The sequence below is a fragment of the Actinomadura chokoriensis genome, from assembly GCF_039529475.1.
GTDB classification, from domain to species: Bacteria; Actinomycetota; Actinomycetes; order Streptosporangiales; family Streptosporangiaceae; genus Spirillospora; species Spirillospora bangladeshensis.
Genome location: NZ_BAAAMW010000008.1, coordinates 1 through 13,307 on the forward strand (window position 1 = coordinate 1; position 13,307 = coordinate 13,307).

Below are 13,307 nucleotides of genomic sequence, written 5' to 3' on the forward strand. Positions count from 1 at the left end.
AACTGGCCCGCGTCCACCAGATCACCCCGCTCACCGGCCCCGAACAGCACCTGGTCGCCTCCTGGTCGGCACCCGACTCCTGGCAACCCGGCGCCCGCCACCCCGGACGCGGCAAATACCTCATCAAAACCGGCGAACGCCTCGGCATCCCCATCGAACTCTCCCTCGTCGGCCCCGAAACCGACCTCTACGACACCGACCACGCCATCCGGGCAACCGCATGACCCGGGCACTAGGGCCACGGGCCTCGCTGTGGCACTCCAACACCGGCGCCGCATGGCTGGTCCTCGCGGCCTGCTGGACACCCATCGCCGGGCTGTGGATCGTGTGGGCCGCGGCGAAGCTGTCCGCGGTTGCAATCGGTGGGACGGTCATGCCGTTCGGCACCGACTTCGCCATCACCCTCACCCGGGGACGGACCGATCTGGCCTGGCCCGGGACACCGACCTGGCTCGTGCTGCTCATCCTCCTTCTGCTGGTCATCGCACTGTCCTGCGCCGTCTGGGAGATCTGGCCGAAGATCGCGCGACGTTTTCCACAGCCTGGGGATCCCATCGCCACGCTCGCCGACAACCCCGGACTGACCGCTCTCCAACCGGACGCGACCGCCGGCAAGGCGATTGCGCTGCGGCGTTCCCTCGCCACTTCCAACCCCGGTGACTTGGAGCCGGACGACATCGGCCTCGTCCTGGGCGACGTTCTGTTGCCGGACGAGCGGAGCGGGCCGACGTTGTTCGCCTCGTTCGAGGACACGGTCGTGGCCTTCATGGCGCCTCGGTCGGGCAAGACCACCACCCAATCCATCCCGCACGTGCTGTCCGCGCCGGGGCCGGTCATCGCGACCAGCAACAAGGCCGACCTGTGGTCGGCGATCGCCACCGTCCGCGCCGAACGCACCGGCGGGAAGATCTGGCTGTTCGATCCGCAGCACATCACCTACCAGCCGCAAACCTGGTGGTGGAACCCGCTCGCCGGGCTGTCCACGGTCGAGGACGCGCACCGCCTGGCCGGGCACTTCGTCCTCACCGTCGACGACGGCCAGAAGAAGGACCTGTGGGGGCCGGCCGCGCAAGACCTGCTGTGCGCGCTGTTCCTGGCCGCCGCCACCTCCGGCCGCTCCCTGCACCACGTCGCCCAGTGGCTGGACGAGCCCGCCGTCCCGACCCCGATCGAACTGCTGCAGCAGGCAGGGTTCCACCTGATGGCCTCCTCCCTGAAGGGCACCCAGAACGGCGCCGTGGAGACCCGCGACGGGATCTACCAGACCGCCCGCACCGCCGCCAAAGCCCTCCGCGACCAGGAGATCCTGGCCTGGGTCACCCCCGACCGCGGCCTGCCCGTCTTCGACCCGCACACCTTCGCCGCCTCGCGCGACACCCTGTATCTGCTGTCGAAGTCGCTGTCGGCCGCCGCGCCGCTGATCGCCGCGCTCACCGACACCGCCATGCGCGCCGCCGAACGCCGCGCCGAACAAGCCGGCGGACGCCTCGACCCACCCCTCATCGTCGCCCTCGACGAGGCCGCCAACATCTGCCGCATCACCGACCTGCCGCAGCTGTACTCCCACCTGGGCTCGCGCGGCATCATCCCGGTCACCATCCTGCAAAGCTACGAACAGGGCGTCACCGTCTGGGGCGAACCCGGCATGGCCGCACTCTGGGGCGCCGCCACCCGCAAACTCATCGGCGCCGGCATCGACTCCCCCCGCCTCGTCCGCGACCTGGCCACCCTCATCGGACAGCACGACGTGCCCGTGCGGTCCATCACCTACAGCGACGGCCGCGCCAGCGAACAGATCTCCCTGCGCCGCCAAGACATCCTCGAAGGCGCCGACATCCGCGCCCTGCCCGCCGGGACCGCGCTGCTACTGGCCACCGGCACCAAACCCGCCCTCATCCGACTCCGCCCCTGGTACACCGGCCCGCACGCCGACCCCATCAGCAAGGCCATCACGGCCGCCGACACCGCGATCGCCCAGGCCGCCCGCCGCCACCACACCCGCCCCGACACCGGGCCCACGACCTAACCCGCACCACACACCACATCCACGTCCGCACAGACACGTCCACATCCGCACAGAAAGGGGCCTTCACATGCACACATCCACCGCTTCGGAGGCTTCAATCCCATGTCCGACCCTGCTCCGTCCGCGGACACCGGCAAGCGTCACGAGTCGCTGTACCCGGATGTCACCGCCTGGGTGAGCGGCCACTTCGTCCCGATGTACCGGCGCACTCTCGGCGGCGAGTTCCGCTGGTGCGCCGAGTGGTGGCGGCACGGCGAGGCCATCTCCCGCCTCACCGCTCTGTGGTTCGCCTGGGAGGCGATGCGGCTGCAAGGCGCCACCGGCATGGCCCTGTGGTACCGCGACCACCTCGACCACCAACTCCCCGTCCTGCTCGGCCCACGCGGCCCCTTCTACCAGTGCACCGAAAACGAGCACCTCGCCCCACACGAAGCCCGCACCGTCCCCGTCCCCACCGGATGGCTCGGCTTCGACACCGCCACAACGGCCCCGGCTCCGGGCCCGGTGCACGCATGACGGAGCGCATGGAAGCCGCCGCACTGGCGCTCGACGCCTACGAACAGCACTTGTTCGGCGACCTGGCCAACGGGCACCGCACCGACCACGCCGAAGCCGAAGGACTCCTGCACGCCCTGGTCGTCGACCTCATCAACTACGGCGAAGGGAACCGCCTGGACGTGGTCGACCTGCTGGACGCGCTCGTCCAGGCCCGCCTCGACCGCGGCGGCGCCATCATCAACCCCCGCTACAGCTTCCGCCTCGACACCGAGGTCCAGTTCCGCGACCGCGACGCCGAGCCCTATCGGGGGTTCATCACCGAGCTGAAATCGGCAGGTCCCGGGCAGGACGCCGAATGCGTGCTGCGCATCCCCGGAGTCATCGATCTCCAGCGCACCACCACCTCGCAGCTGGAACCGGCCACCCGGATGGCGCCGATCCTCACCCGCACCTGCGGGACCGCCTACTCCGCTCTGGATGTCGAAGACACCATCACCGAGCTCATCACGCGCCTGCCCCGGTATCAGCCCGATCCCGACACCCCCGCCCTGGCGGACCTGACCGAATTGTCGGCCGCACTGGCCGCCTGGTCGGGCACCAAGCCCGAGTGGGTGCTGGAACACGCGCGTTTCCGTGCCGGCGAAATCCACCCGGTACCCGACGGGCTGTCTCCTGCCGCGCGGCGTGCGGCGGCCGGGTTTCCCAACGACATCGCCGCTCTCCTGGCCGGCGAGCAGCCCGCCCCGTCGCCGTCCAGCCGCCCAGATCCCCCGACGGCGAACCCGCATCCCCGGCAGATGTGACTACCCCACACCGCATTCCACTCAGCTTTCGGAGGCACCAGATGCCCGACCTCGATGAGGCCGTCGCCGCCGCACTCGACGCCTACCAGCAGCAACTCCTGCCCGACGAATCCGACAGTCACCGCGACGATCCCCAGTTGGCCGAACCACTCGTCGAGTCGCTCATGGAACAACTCGCCCGCTACGCCCAGGCCCGCGGCCTCGACGTCCACGACACCTTCGCCGAGCTCCACCAGCAGCACCTGGACCGCGGCGGGCCCGACCACGATCCGACCTACAACTTCCGGCTCGGCGCCGAAGTCCAATTCCGCCAAGGGCGCACCGCCACCGGCGCCAAGTCGCACTACCCGCTGTGGCGTGGCTTCATCACCGCACTGGCCACCGCACCCGATGGCCAGCCCCAATGCACCGTCCGCGTCCCTGGCGTCCATGAGGGACTGCACGTCACTGCGGCCGAATTGGAACCGGCCGATTCGCTGCTGCCCCTACCGGCCCGGACCGCCGGAGTCGTCTGCAGCGCCCGGGACGCCGAATCGACGATCATCGACATCGCCGTTCGGCTCAAGCGCGCCGCCGGCAACGGCCTGGTCCCCGACGAGCAGGCACTCACCGACCTCGCGCAACTGACCATGCGGCTGGGCGCCTGGTCCGGCGGCCGACCCGACGCGATCATGCGCCACCTCTACGACCGCATCATCGACGCCGCGCAGCAACCGCCGAGACAACGCCCCGGACCGGACGCGGCAGCCCGGCTGGCCGCCACCGAATTCCCCCAGCAGCCGGGCCCCTCCGGTGCCGACGGCCCGCCCGCCACGACCAGGCCCAAGCCGGACGACCCGCCACGCCCGCGCAGACCCCGCCCCTAACCCGCCCAACCCCGTCCGCGACACCACTCGAACCGACTCTCTTTGGAGGTTGTATGGCCGAAGCCGGCGCCGCAGAGTTCGCCGAGTTCGGAGCCGCAGCCCTGGACGCCTTCCAAGCGCTGTTCGAGGAGACCCAGCACCTCGACCACCGCGGCAACAACACCCACGCCAGCGAACTCCTCGGCGATCTGCTGATCGACCTGATGCACTACGCCGACCACCGCGGCCTGGAATTCAACGACATCCTCGCCCAGGCCAACGGCTACTACCTCATCGAACACAACAGCCCCGACGTCTTCGCCATCGGCACCACCGTCCAACTCAACGGACCCGCCGCCGACGAGGCGATCCTGCTCGGCGCACCGACCCGCGGCACCGTCACCGGAGTCCTGGTCCCCCACGACGGCCCGATCGAATACGACATCCGGTTCCTCGGCGAGACCAGCAACCACACCATCATCGCCGCCGACCTGGAGCCAGCCCCGCCATTCCCCGCCGCCTCCACCAGCCAAGGCATCATCGGCAACCCGCTTCGGGCCGAGGAGCTCCTCGTGGAGAGCATGGCCCGGATCGGCCGCGCCGACCTCAGCGGTGTCCAGCCAACGCAGGAGGAACTCAGCGATCACCACGTCCTGCTAGATGCCCTGGTCGCTTGGAACGGCATGGACAAGCGCGAAGTCACCGACCTGCTGCTGGCCAAAGTGGAACCGCGCCTCACCACCCCGCCTTCATCCACCGGGACGGCGCTCAGTCCGGCCCAACTCGCTGCCCGCGATTTCCCCCTACCGCTCACGGAAGGCCTCTCCGAACCTCGGCCCGCCGCCCAGCCGCCACCGCCCCCGACAGGCCCTGCCCCGGCACGCGCCCGCCCTCGCTAGGGCGGTTCGCCAGCGGAAACCCGTCCCATCCCGACCGTCACCGCATCGGAGGTTCCTGTGAAGCACTTCTTCGACTACGCCACCCGGCAGATCAAGACCGCCGACTCCCTTCCCGCGCTCCTGGCCGCCGCCTTCATGGGCCTGGAGCTGATCGAGCGCGCCGCCACCATCCTGGCCCAGAGCACCTCAGAGGACGCCTACCAGACCGCGCTCGGCGAAGCATCCGACGCCTGGTGGGCACTGGCCGACGCCCCTTCCCTGGCCTGGCCGCAGAGCCCCATGCCCGACACCGACGCCCGCGAGTTCGCCGCAGCCATCACAAGCCTGGTGATGGTCGTGGCCGAAGCGATCCTCAACGTCGCCTCCAAGACCACCGAACCCGCTGACCGGGTCGCGTGCCTGCGCGCCGTCCACCACGCCGGCAACGTCGCCGCGGCCCTGAGGTGACCACCATGACCCACGCCGGCAGACGCCTCGACCGCGCCGCCCACGCCCTGACCGCCTACGAGAACCACGCCTTCCCCGGCAGGCCCTCACTCCTACACCACGACGGCCTCTACACCCAAGCACTGCTGGCGGCACTGGTGTGCGACCTGGAGCACTACGCCCACCACCACGGCCTCGACTTCGCCTCCGCCCTCAGCACCGGCCGCGCCCTCAACGCCGCCGAAGTCGCCGAAGACGCCCCATACAAGGTCGGCGACCAAGTCCGCCTCACCCGCCACGACGACCGATGCGGCACCGTCATCGGCTGGCAGACCACCGGCCCCGACCCCGCCCCCGACACCGCCCCCGACACCGCCTTCCTGGTCGCCGTCCCCGGCATCCCGTTCATCTATGCCGAGCCCGCCGCCCATCTGGCACCCGCACCTGCCTTCCCGCCCACCCAGACGGTCCTGGGCACCGTCCACCACGCCGACCAAGCCGAACACCTCTACACCACCATCACCACCCGCCTCCCCGACGCCCCAGAACCGACCCAGCGCACCCTCGAACACGACCGGCGCCGGCTCCTGGCTGCGCTGAGTACGTGGAGCGGCATCACCGAAACCCGCCTGCACGACGAACTGGCCCCGCGCCCGCCCGCGAACAGACACCAGCCATCCGACACCCGGGCCGCCGCCGCGGACTTCCCCGCCGATATCAGCCAGAGCCTCCCCACGGCAGGACCCCACGATCACGGTCACGATCAGCCACCGTCCTCCCCCGGCCGCTCACACCCGACATCCGCCGCCTAACCACCGAGTCGGCCTGCAGTTGTCCACAGAAGCACGCCGACCGCCATCGCGCCTCGACGCGCGCCAGGCTGAGCCGACCGGCTCTGCCCACGACCACCTACTCGTCCCGCTGGAGGACACCTGATGACGAGCGAACGCCACCACCAGGACGTCCGGCACGCCTGGTTCACCGAAATCCTCACCACCGCGCTCAACGACCTCGCCCACGCCGAACGCGTCATCACCGCCTACGCCGCCCAGCAACCCGACGGATTCATCGCCTGGGGCATGGCCGAGGGCGAAGCCGTCCAAGCCCACCAAGCCCTCCGCCAAGCCCCCTCCTCACAAGCCGCGCCCCCCACCGACCACACCGAGCTGGACGCCACCGCCGACGCCCTGTTCCACCTCGCCACCACCGTCTCCCAAAGCCTGGTCCGGGCCGCCGAACTGGCCGGCGACCCCGACGACAAGATGGCCTGCCTCCAAGCCGCCCTGCACGCAGGCCGCCTGCGCGACACCCTGCGGTAGCCGCCCATGGCCACCTTCGGAGAGATGACCGCACTCGCCGACCACTACCTCACCGACCTGCACCACCGCCTCTACACCCCGCCCCTGCACCACGACCTACGCCACCACACCGCCCCACCCGAACTAGCCCGCCTCACCCACGTTCTGACCCGCTACCACGACCAGATCGCCACCGGCTTCGGCCTCTCCCAACCCAACACCGCCTGGGTCCGGGACGCCGCCCACCGCGCCGGCACTCTCATCAAACAAGCCGAGCACCTCCTCGGCCCACCCGCCACCATTGAAACCCCGCAATCAGCCCTGGCGGCACAACTCCGCGCCGCCTCCATCGCCCTGGGCTGCGGCCTGGACCTGCTGTCCACCCACTTCCCCACCGCCCCCGAACAGGCGACCACCGCAAACGCCGACGTCATCGCCGCCCCCGACACTGCCCGTGCCCTGCTGCACCAACTCAGTACCCACACCGCCACCCTCGGCCACCTCGCCTACGGCACCACCACCCCCGCCAACCAAGCCGGCCCGCTCCTGCTCAAAGCCGCCGTCCTCACCCGCATCTACAGCGAAAACCACACCTCACCGTCCATCACCGCCATCCCCGTCCACCACACACCCGACCGCATCCCACCCCAAGCCGGCGAAACAAACGATCAGGCCCTCACCGGCATCGACGCCAGCATCCACCGACTCAGCAACCCCACGTCGGCCACCTTCGTCACCACCTGGCGTTACCTCGCCCGCGCAGCCGCGATCATCTGCGACCTCAACCACAAGACCATCCGCCAACTCATCTACCGCATCAACGAACTCAACCAACCCGACCACCTACCCGCCACCAAACAAGCCGAATTCGACCTCCGCCACCTCCGCGCCGCCTGGAAGAACATCGTCCGCCGCTGGGACACCCACATCGGCCACCACGGCCACCCCGCCAACGGCCCCGCCACCGACGCCGGCGACCTCATCATCCGCCTCGGCCGCCTCATCCACACCGACCCCGCCTGGACCCCCAGCCCCCGCTCCTCACCCCACCTCAAACCACCCCACCAACTCGCCCCCACCCTCACCCACGCCGCCCAACTCGCCACCATCACCCTCAAAACCATCGAAGCCTGCAACACACTCGCCGCCCACCACCACGCCGCCATCAACGACGCAGCCACCCTCTACGTCCTCGACCGCCACAAGAAATACCCCACCCACCTGCCCCGGGTACCGGCATCAGCCCACGAACTCTCAACCCGCTACAAAACAGCCAAAACCAAAGGCCACCAAGCCATCACCACCCTCACCCAAGCCATCCAAGCGATTGCCCCGGAAGTAGGCTCCGACATCGAAGAAGCCCACCTAATCGCACACCGGACAACAGTCGCCAACCAACACGAAGCCGCACTAGCCGCAACAGAATTCCCAACATCCATCCAAGAATTCCTGAACCAATCTGAATCAAAGTCAGAAACAACCAGCCCGCCTGCAACGTCTAGAAATTCCAAGGAGCCGCCACGTTTGTAGAACGGCTCCAGAAACGCGCGTGCCAGCCAGGCGATCCCGCACTCGCAGTTCGCATCGGCGTGTGTGCATATCGTTCTCGTGGTGGTCAGTCGCTGCGCCCGGCCGCGATCAAGATCGATTAGAGATAGCGGCCGCGGGGCACAAGACCACAAGGGCGCCGTCATCGACGACGACTCGGGCGCCAGGGACTGTACGGTTTTCGGTGTAACTCCTGATCAAGGAGTGACACATGACAATCGGAACGAGTACGGAGGCCGTGGTGGCCGAGTCCGACAACCCGACCACGGTGACGGCCGGGGTCGATCAGGAGCTGGTCGGCCGGCTGGTGGCCCAGGCCCGTGAGCAGGGTTTGGAGTTGACCGGTGAGGGCGGTCTGCTGCAGCAGCTGACCAAGCGGGTGCTGGAGTCGGCCCTGGAGGGTGAGATCACCGACCATCTGGGGCGTGGCCGTCACGAACGGGTCGGCGATGGTGGTGGGAACGTCCGTAACGGGCACCGGTCCAAGACCGTGACCACCGAGGTCGGCCCCGTCCAGGTCGACGTGCCCCGTGATCGGGACGCCACGTTCGAGCCGAAGATCGTGGCCAAGCGGCAGCGGCGGCTGACCGGTGTGGACGAGATGGTGCTGTCGCTGTCGGCCAAGGGCCTCACCCACGGGGAGATCTCGGCGCACCTGGCCGAGGTCTATGGCGCCTCGGTGTCCAAGCAGACGATCTCGACCATCACCGACAAGGTCCTGGACTCGATGGCCGAGTGGCAGAACCGGCCGCTCGACAGCGGGCAGTCTCTAGCGAACGTCGCGAATCAGGTGGTCATGAGTTGATGTCGCCATCGTCGCACGAGCTGTGCCGGGGAGCGGTCATTGAGGCAGGCACGTGGCCTGTCGTTGAGTTCGTCGGCGACGTGGCGGATCTGTGTCGCGCTGGCGGTAACGGTTGAGGGCACCCGCGACATCCTGGGGCTGTGGGCCGGCGACGGCGGCGAGGGCGCCAAGTATTGGCTGCAGGTCCTCACCGAGCTGCGCAACCGGGGCGTGGCCGATGCCTGCATGGTGGTGTGCGACGGGCTGACCGGGCTACCCGACGCGGTCGGCAACGTCTGGCCCCAAGCCCTGGTGCAGACGTGCATCGTGCATCTGCTGCGCAACTCGTTCCGGTACGCGGCCAGGCAGGACTGGGACAAGGTCGCCAAGGCGCTCAAGCCGGTCTACACCGCACCGACCGAGTCGGCCGCGACCGAGCGGTGGCTGGAGTTCGCCGAGACCTGGGGCACCAAGTACCCGGCGATCGTGCGGCTATGGGAGAACGCCTGGGCCGAGTTCGTCCCGTTCCTGCAGTTCGACCCTGAGATCCGCAAAGTCGTGTGCTCCACCAACGCCATCGAGTCGGTGAACGCCCGCATCCGCCGCGCGGTCAAGGCCCGCGGGCACTTCCCCAACGAGCAGGCCGCCCTCAAGTGCGTCTACCTCGCGGTGATGAGCATGGACCCCACCGGCACCGGCCGCAAACGCTGGATCATGCGGTGGAAGGCCGCCCTCAACGCCTTCGACATCGCCTTCGAAGGCCGCCTCACCACCACCCGCAACTAACCCAAGCAAGATCGAGATACACCGTTAACTGGACAGACCCGGGCGCGTTTGGGGACGGTGCGCGCAGCGGTGGCTACCGCTTGCGGCAGCCACCGCAACGCTCGCTCCGGGGTGGTCTCCCAATGGTCCGTGCCAACACTGCGACGCATCGATACTTTTGCAGCGTGCAGCACGGGCGCGAAACTGCCCGCTATTCTTCGGCCCTGAGCCTGTGTCCGATAAGTGTCATGGTCGACCTTCTATTCGTGCGTGCAGTGGCTAGATATCGACCATGATCGAGACACGTCTATGGTCGGAGTCAAGGTTGTCCGGGTCGCGGAAGTCGTGGACGCGGTAGGAGCCGGACACATAGGCGTCGGCGAGAGGGGTGTTGAGGACGATGCCGTCCAGCGCGATGGGTTGGCGTCCGTTGGGGCGTTCGATCTGCGTCGGGGTGTAGTCGCGGGCGAGTTCGGCGGCGTGGTGGAAGCCGAGGCCGCCGACGCGTTTGTTGAGTTCGGGGTCCCACCATCCACACACGGCGTCCAGGGCGCTGGAGTCATAGGTGTGCGGTCCGGCCTGGGCGGCGCCGTGCTTCCATTTGATCCGCCATGCGGTTGGCGCGGGCCGTGGACACCGGGGGTGTTCAGGTCGGTCGGCTCGACATGGGGCCCGGAGGGGACGGAGTTCCAGTCGCCGAGCAAGGTGCAGGGGATGTCCTCGTCGGCGAACCGGTCGAACTCACGCAGGTCGGCCAGGCGCTGGTCGCTTGCGTGGATGTCGCCGTGCCAGCCAATAAGCCGGATCGGATCGGATCGGTGCGGTCGGGAAGGGTGAAGACGAGGAGGTTGCGGTTGCGGGAGGCGAAGTCGGGCAGCCGGTGGCTGTAGAACCGGCGCACCACGATCTTGATCGGGTCGACGTAGATGACAGGGGCGAACATGCCGCCCTCGCGCGGCAGTGAGCAGGGGTGGGGGACATAGGCCGGGCCGCCGGCTGCGCGAAGGGCGGCGGCGGCCTCGAACGCGCCTTCCATCCCGTTCAGTTCATACAGGTCGCCTTCGCCAATCACCAGGATGTCGGGCCAGTTGGGTCGGCCCGAGGCGCCCTGCCAGCGTTTCCACTGGTGGGTTTCCTCGGACCGCCCGCCGAACCCGGCGTGCCCATTACTGAGCACCGGGCTCTCCACAAGCCTCGCCGGTGTGGGTGTTCTCAACATGTGACGGTCCACGGTGTCGGAATCCTCGTCGCCCTGTATTTGTAACGGGTGGTCCGCACCTTTCCAGGGTCGAAAAGGGCCGTTGTACCGTCGACGGGCCACCAGCCGCTTCCGCAGTAGCGTCGGCGGAGTTCCTTCCAGGTGATTTTGCGGTGCTTGGTTCGGATCCATCTCATGACCCGCGCCCATGTGTAGCTGGCCAGGTATGAGAAGGCCGAACTGGACACCCCTGGTCGGAAATAGGCAGTCCACCCCCTCAGTATCGCGTTCAACCGCTTGAGTAGGGTCGCCAGCGGTTCGTTGTATCCTTGCCGACAGGCCACCTTGATCTTCGCCTTGATCGCCTTGACGGCCTTCTTGGCGGGATAGGTGTAGACGTAATGCCGGTCGGTTCCCCGTTTGCGATGTCGCTGGATGTGCCATCCGAGGAAATCAAGGCCATCGTTAATATGGGTGATCATCGTCTTCTCGGGTGATAGGCGCAGGCCCATCGGCGCGAGGACCGCTTCGGTCAGCTTGAACACTTCTTCGGCGTGTTCCCTGCCGCCGGCCACCAGGATCAGGAAATCATCCGCATACCGCACCAGGTGGTAGTTGGCCTTTCCCTGGCGCCGTCGCCGTTCACGCTCTCGTGACGCTGTAGCCGATCCGCCTGCGATCTTGGAGAAGTACTCGTCCAGAATCGACAAGGCGATGTTTGCCAGCAGCGGCGAGAGGATTCCACCCTGCGGCGTCCCCGAATTGCTGGCCCTGAAGTGTAGCTTCTGGTCCAGAATGCCAGCTTTAAGGAACGCCTTCACCAAGCCCAGGATTCGCTTATCCGCGATCCGAGCCCGCACCCGGTCCATCAGGGCGGGGTGCGAGATCTCATCGAAGCACGCCGTAATATCCCCTTCCACCACCCACTCGTAGGAGCGGCTGGCAAGGAAATGGGTCTCGGCTATTGCGTCCTGAGCTCTCCGTCCCGGACGGAACCCGTAGGAACACGGGTAGAAGTCCGCTTCGAAGATTGGCTCCAGCACCAACTTCAGGGACGCTTGGACCACCCGGTCGGCCGTGGTCGGGATTCCTAGACGGCGGAGTTTCCCGTTCGCCTTAGGGATCATCCTTTCCTTGACCGGAACCGGCTGGAAACTGCGCTGCTTCAACTGCTGGCGCAGCCGGTCGAGGAACTCCTCGACCCCCAGTGCGGTCTCGATATATGTCGCAGTCGCACCATCGACACCGGCCGTGCGCGCCCCCTTGTTGGACCGCACCCGATCCCACGCCACCATAAGGAAGGAGGGATCGGCGACGAGGTTAAACAAATCTCCGAACCGATGGTGAGAGTCACCGGTCGCCCAGCGATGCAGCTTGGTCTGGATCTCCAGTACCCGGCGTTCTGCCGCCGAAAATAGCGGCCATACGAACGCAGGTTCGTCAGTATTCACCAACGTCCTCCTGGCATTCCAGTGCCCTCCCTGCTGACTTGCTGGTCCCCTTCGCCATGTACGCACCTTTCGTACGCTCGGACTACTACGGGACCTCCGTCCCGCCCCGGATCATCAGCCGGCAACGGGCCTGCCCACCCAGCGGACTGGCTGTCCACGCGGAGGGCGGCTCCGGGACGGTTCCCACGTTCACCACATGATCGATTGGTCAGGGCGGCGCCCAGCTTTACCCCGGCAGCCTCGCCACACCTACGCCGCAGACATTCGGCGTGGCCTCCGGACCGATTAGCGACGATCGATCTCGGAGTCGGTCTCCATGGCGCGATAGGTGACCGTGCACTGCGTCCCGGCCCAGATCCGCCAGGTTTCGAGCCGGTTCCACGGTTACGGGGCTTCATCCACTGGTTCACTCTCGTTACACCTTCTGACCCTGCTTGCCGAGCCCGGATCGTCTGGCAGTGCCAATCCGTCCCGACGTTGTCAGGGCTGCTCTCGCCTTTCCCGGCGTTCCCCGAGTCGGGCTGCCCTCAGCTTCTCCCGCCCTGCTGCGACAAGGCGGTGACGGTGGTCTTTCACCTCCGCTCGATCACATAGCGCCTCGTGGCGCACGTCCCCGTCGTGGAACATCCCGGTGACCCGGTTGTAGTCGTAGGGGCCGCCGTCGCCTGAGTAGGCGGAGTAGCCGGCGTCGGTCCTGCCGCCATGCTCGACGTTGACGTAGCTGAGCCGTAGAAGGGTCATTTGGTGGGCTCCCTAGCTCGAAACG

At 67.6% G+C, this 13,307-nt stretch carries 13 protein-coding genes and 2 pseudogenes; 11 read left to right on the forward strand and 4 right to left on the reverse strand.

Annotated features, from left to right (window positions below; all coding sequences use genetic code 11):
- The 11 genes and pseudogenes from ABFX46_RS18745 to ABFX46_RS18795 all read left to right on the forward strand — a co-directional run.
- Positions 1–224 (forward strand): annotated as a pseudogene (locus ABFX46_RS18745) (hypothetical protein); the annotation flags it as partial.
- Positions 221–2,026, forward strand: coding sequence for a type IV secretory system conjugative DNA transfer family protein (locus tag ABFX46_RS18750; protein WP_346043721.1), 1,806 nt, complete (start codon positions 221–223; stop codon positions 2,024–2,026). The pseudogene ABFX46_RS18745 and the gene ABFX46_RS18750, both read left to right, overlap by 4 nt.
- A gap of 102 nt (positions 2,027–2,128) precedes the next feature.
- Complete coding sequence (locus tag ABFX46_RS18755; RefSeq protein WP_346043723.1) at positions 2,129–2,542, forward strand: DUF4913 domain-containing protein; 414 nt, start codon at positions 2,129–2,131, stop codon at positions 2,540–2,542.
- On the forward strand, positions 2,539–3,327 hold the full coding sequence (locus ABFX46_RS18760; RefSeq protein ID WP_346043724.1) for a hypothetical protein: 789 nt from the start codon (positions 2,539–2,541) through the stop codon (positions 3,325–3,327). The genes ABFX46_RS18755 and ABFX46_RS18760 overlap by 4 nt, the downstream gene beginning before the upstream one ends.
- A gap of 41 nt (positions 3,328–3,368) precedes the next feature.
- Positions 3,369–4,193 carry a hypothetical protein gene (locus tag ABFX46_RS18765; RefSeq protein ID WP_346043726.1) on the forward strand — a complete coding sequence of 275 codons (825 nt, stop codon included), beginning with the start codon at positions 3,369–3,371 and terminating at the stop codon, positions 4,191–4,193.
- A 53-nt stretch (positions 4,194–4,246) separates the two neighbouring features.
- Complete coding sequence (locus tag ABFX46_RS18770; protein WP_346043727.1) at positions 4,247–5,071, forward strand: hypothetical protein; 825 nt, start codon at positions 4,247–4,249, stop codon at positions 5,069–5,071.
- A 57-nt stretch (positions 5,072–5,128) separates the two neighbouring features.
- A complete protein-coding gene (locus tag ABFX46_RS18775; RefSeq protein ID WP_346043729.1) occupies positions 5,129–5,518 on the forward strand; it encodes a hypothetical protein in 390 nt (129 codons plus the stop codon).
- A gap of 5 nt (positions 5,519–5,523) precedes the next feature.
- Entirely contained in the window at positions 5,524–6,309 is a 786-nt protein-coding gene (locus ABFX46_RS18780; RefSeq protein WP_346043730.1) for a hypothetical protein, read from the forward strand.
- 123 nt (positions 6,310–6,432) lie between these two features.
- Positions 6,433–6,816, forward strand: a complete 384-nt coding sequence (locus ABFX46_RS18785) for a hypothetical protein (RefSeq protein WP_346043731.1) — start codon at positions 6,433–6,435, stop codon at positions 6,814–6,816.
- A 24-nt stretch (positions 6,817–6,840) separates the two neighbouring features.
- Entirely contained in the window at positions 6,841–8,325 is a 1,485-nt protein-coding gene (locus ABFX46_RS18790; RefSeq protein ID WP_346043732.1) for a hypothetical protein, read from the forward strand.
- 235 nt (positions 8,326–8,560) lie between these two features.
- Positions 8,561–9,913: pseudogene (locus ABFX46_RS18795) on the forward strand (IS256 family transposase).
- A 258-nt stretch (positions 9,914–10,171) separates the two neighbouring features.
- On the opposite strand, the gene ABFX46_RS18800 reads toward ABFX46_RS18795, so the two are convergent.
- The 4 genes from ABFX46_RS18800 to ABFX46_RS18815 all read right to left on the reverse strand — a co-directional run bounded on the left by ABFX46_RS18800 (position 10,172) and on the right by ABFX46_RS18815 (position 13,282).
- Positions 10,172–10,432, reverse strand: a complete 261-nt coding sequence (locus ABFX46_RS18800) for a hypothetical protein (RefSeq protein ID WP_346043733.1) — start codon at positions 10,430–10,432, stop codon at positions 10,172–10,174.
- A 106-nt stretch (positions 10,433–10,538) separates the two neighbouring features.
- Positions 10,539–11,069 (reverse strand): hypothetical protein, encoded by a 531-nt coding sequence (locus tag ABFX46_RS18805; RefSeq protein WP_346043734.1) that lies wholly within the window; start codon positions 11,067–11,069, stop codon positions 10,539–10,541.
- 35 nt (positions 11,070–11,104) lie between these two features.
- Positions 11,105–12,541 (reverse strand): group II intron reverse transcriptase/maturase, encoded by a 1,437-nt coding sequence (gene ltrA / locus ABFX46_RS18810; protein WP_346043735.1) that lies wholly within the window; start codon positions 12,539–12,541, stop codon positions 11,105–11,107.
- A 480-nt stretch (positions 12,542–13,021) separates the two neighbouring features.
- Positions 13,022–13,282, reverse strand: a complete 261-nt coding sequence (locus ABFX46_RS18815) for a hypothetical protein (protein ID WP_346043736.1) — start codon at positions 13,280–13,282, stop codon at positions 13,022–13,024.
- Between the last annotated feature and the right edge of the window lie 25 nt (positions 13,283–13,307).

Excerpts from the sequence above, each read along its gene's own strand:
- ABFX46_RS18750 (WP_346043721.1), top strand. The coding sequence starts at position 221 with ATGACCCGGGCACTAGGGCCACGGGCCTCGCTGTGGCACTCCAACACC.
- ABFX46_RS18790 (WP_346043732.1), top strand. The coding sequence starts at position 6,841 with ATGACCGCACTCGCCGACCACTACCTCACCGACCTGCACCACCGCCTC.
- ABFX46_RS18765 (WP_346043726.1), top strand. The coding sequence starts at position 3,369 with ATGCCCGACCTCGATGAGGCCGTCGCCGCCGCACTCGACGCCTACCAG.
- ABFX46_RS18780 (WP_346043730.1), top strand. The coding sequence starts at position 5,524 with ATGACCCACGCCGGCAGACGCCTCGACCGCGCCGCCCACGCCCTGACC.
- ABFX46_RS18770 (WP_346043727.1), top strand. The coding sequence starts at position 4,247 with ATGGCCGAAGCCGGCGCCGCAGAGTTCGCCGAGTTCGGAGCCGCAGCC.
- ABFX46_RS18785 (WP_346043731.1), top strand. The coding sequence starts at position 6,433 with ATGACGAGCGAACGCCACCACCAGGACGTCCGGCACGCCTGGTTCACC.
- ABFX46_RS18755 (WP_346043723.1), top strand. The coding sequence starts at position 2,129 with ATGTCCGACCCTGCTCCGTCCGCGGACACCGGCAAGCGTCACGAGTCG.
- ABFX46_RS18815 (WP_346043736.1), bottom strand. The coding sequence starts at position 13,282 with ATGACCCTTCTACGGCTCAGCTACGTCAACGTCGAGCATGGCGGCAGG.
- ABFX46_RS18760 (WP_346043724.1), top strand. The coding sequence starts at position 2,539 with ATGACGGAGCGCATGGAAGCCGCCGCACTGGCGCTCGACGCCTACGAA.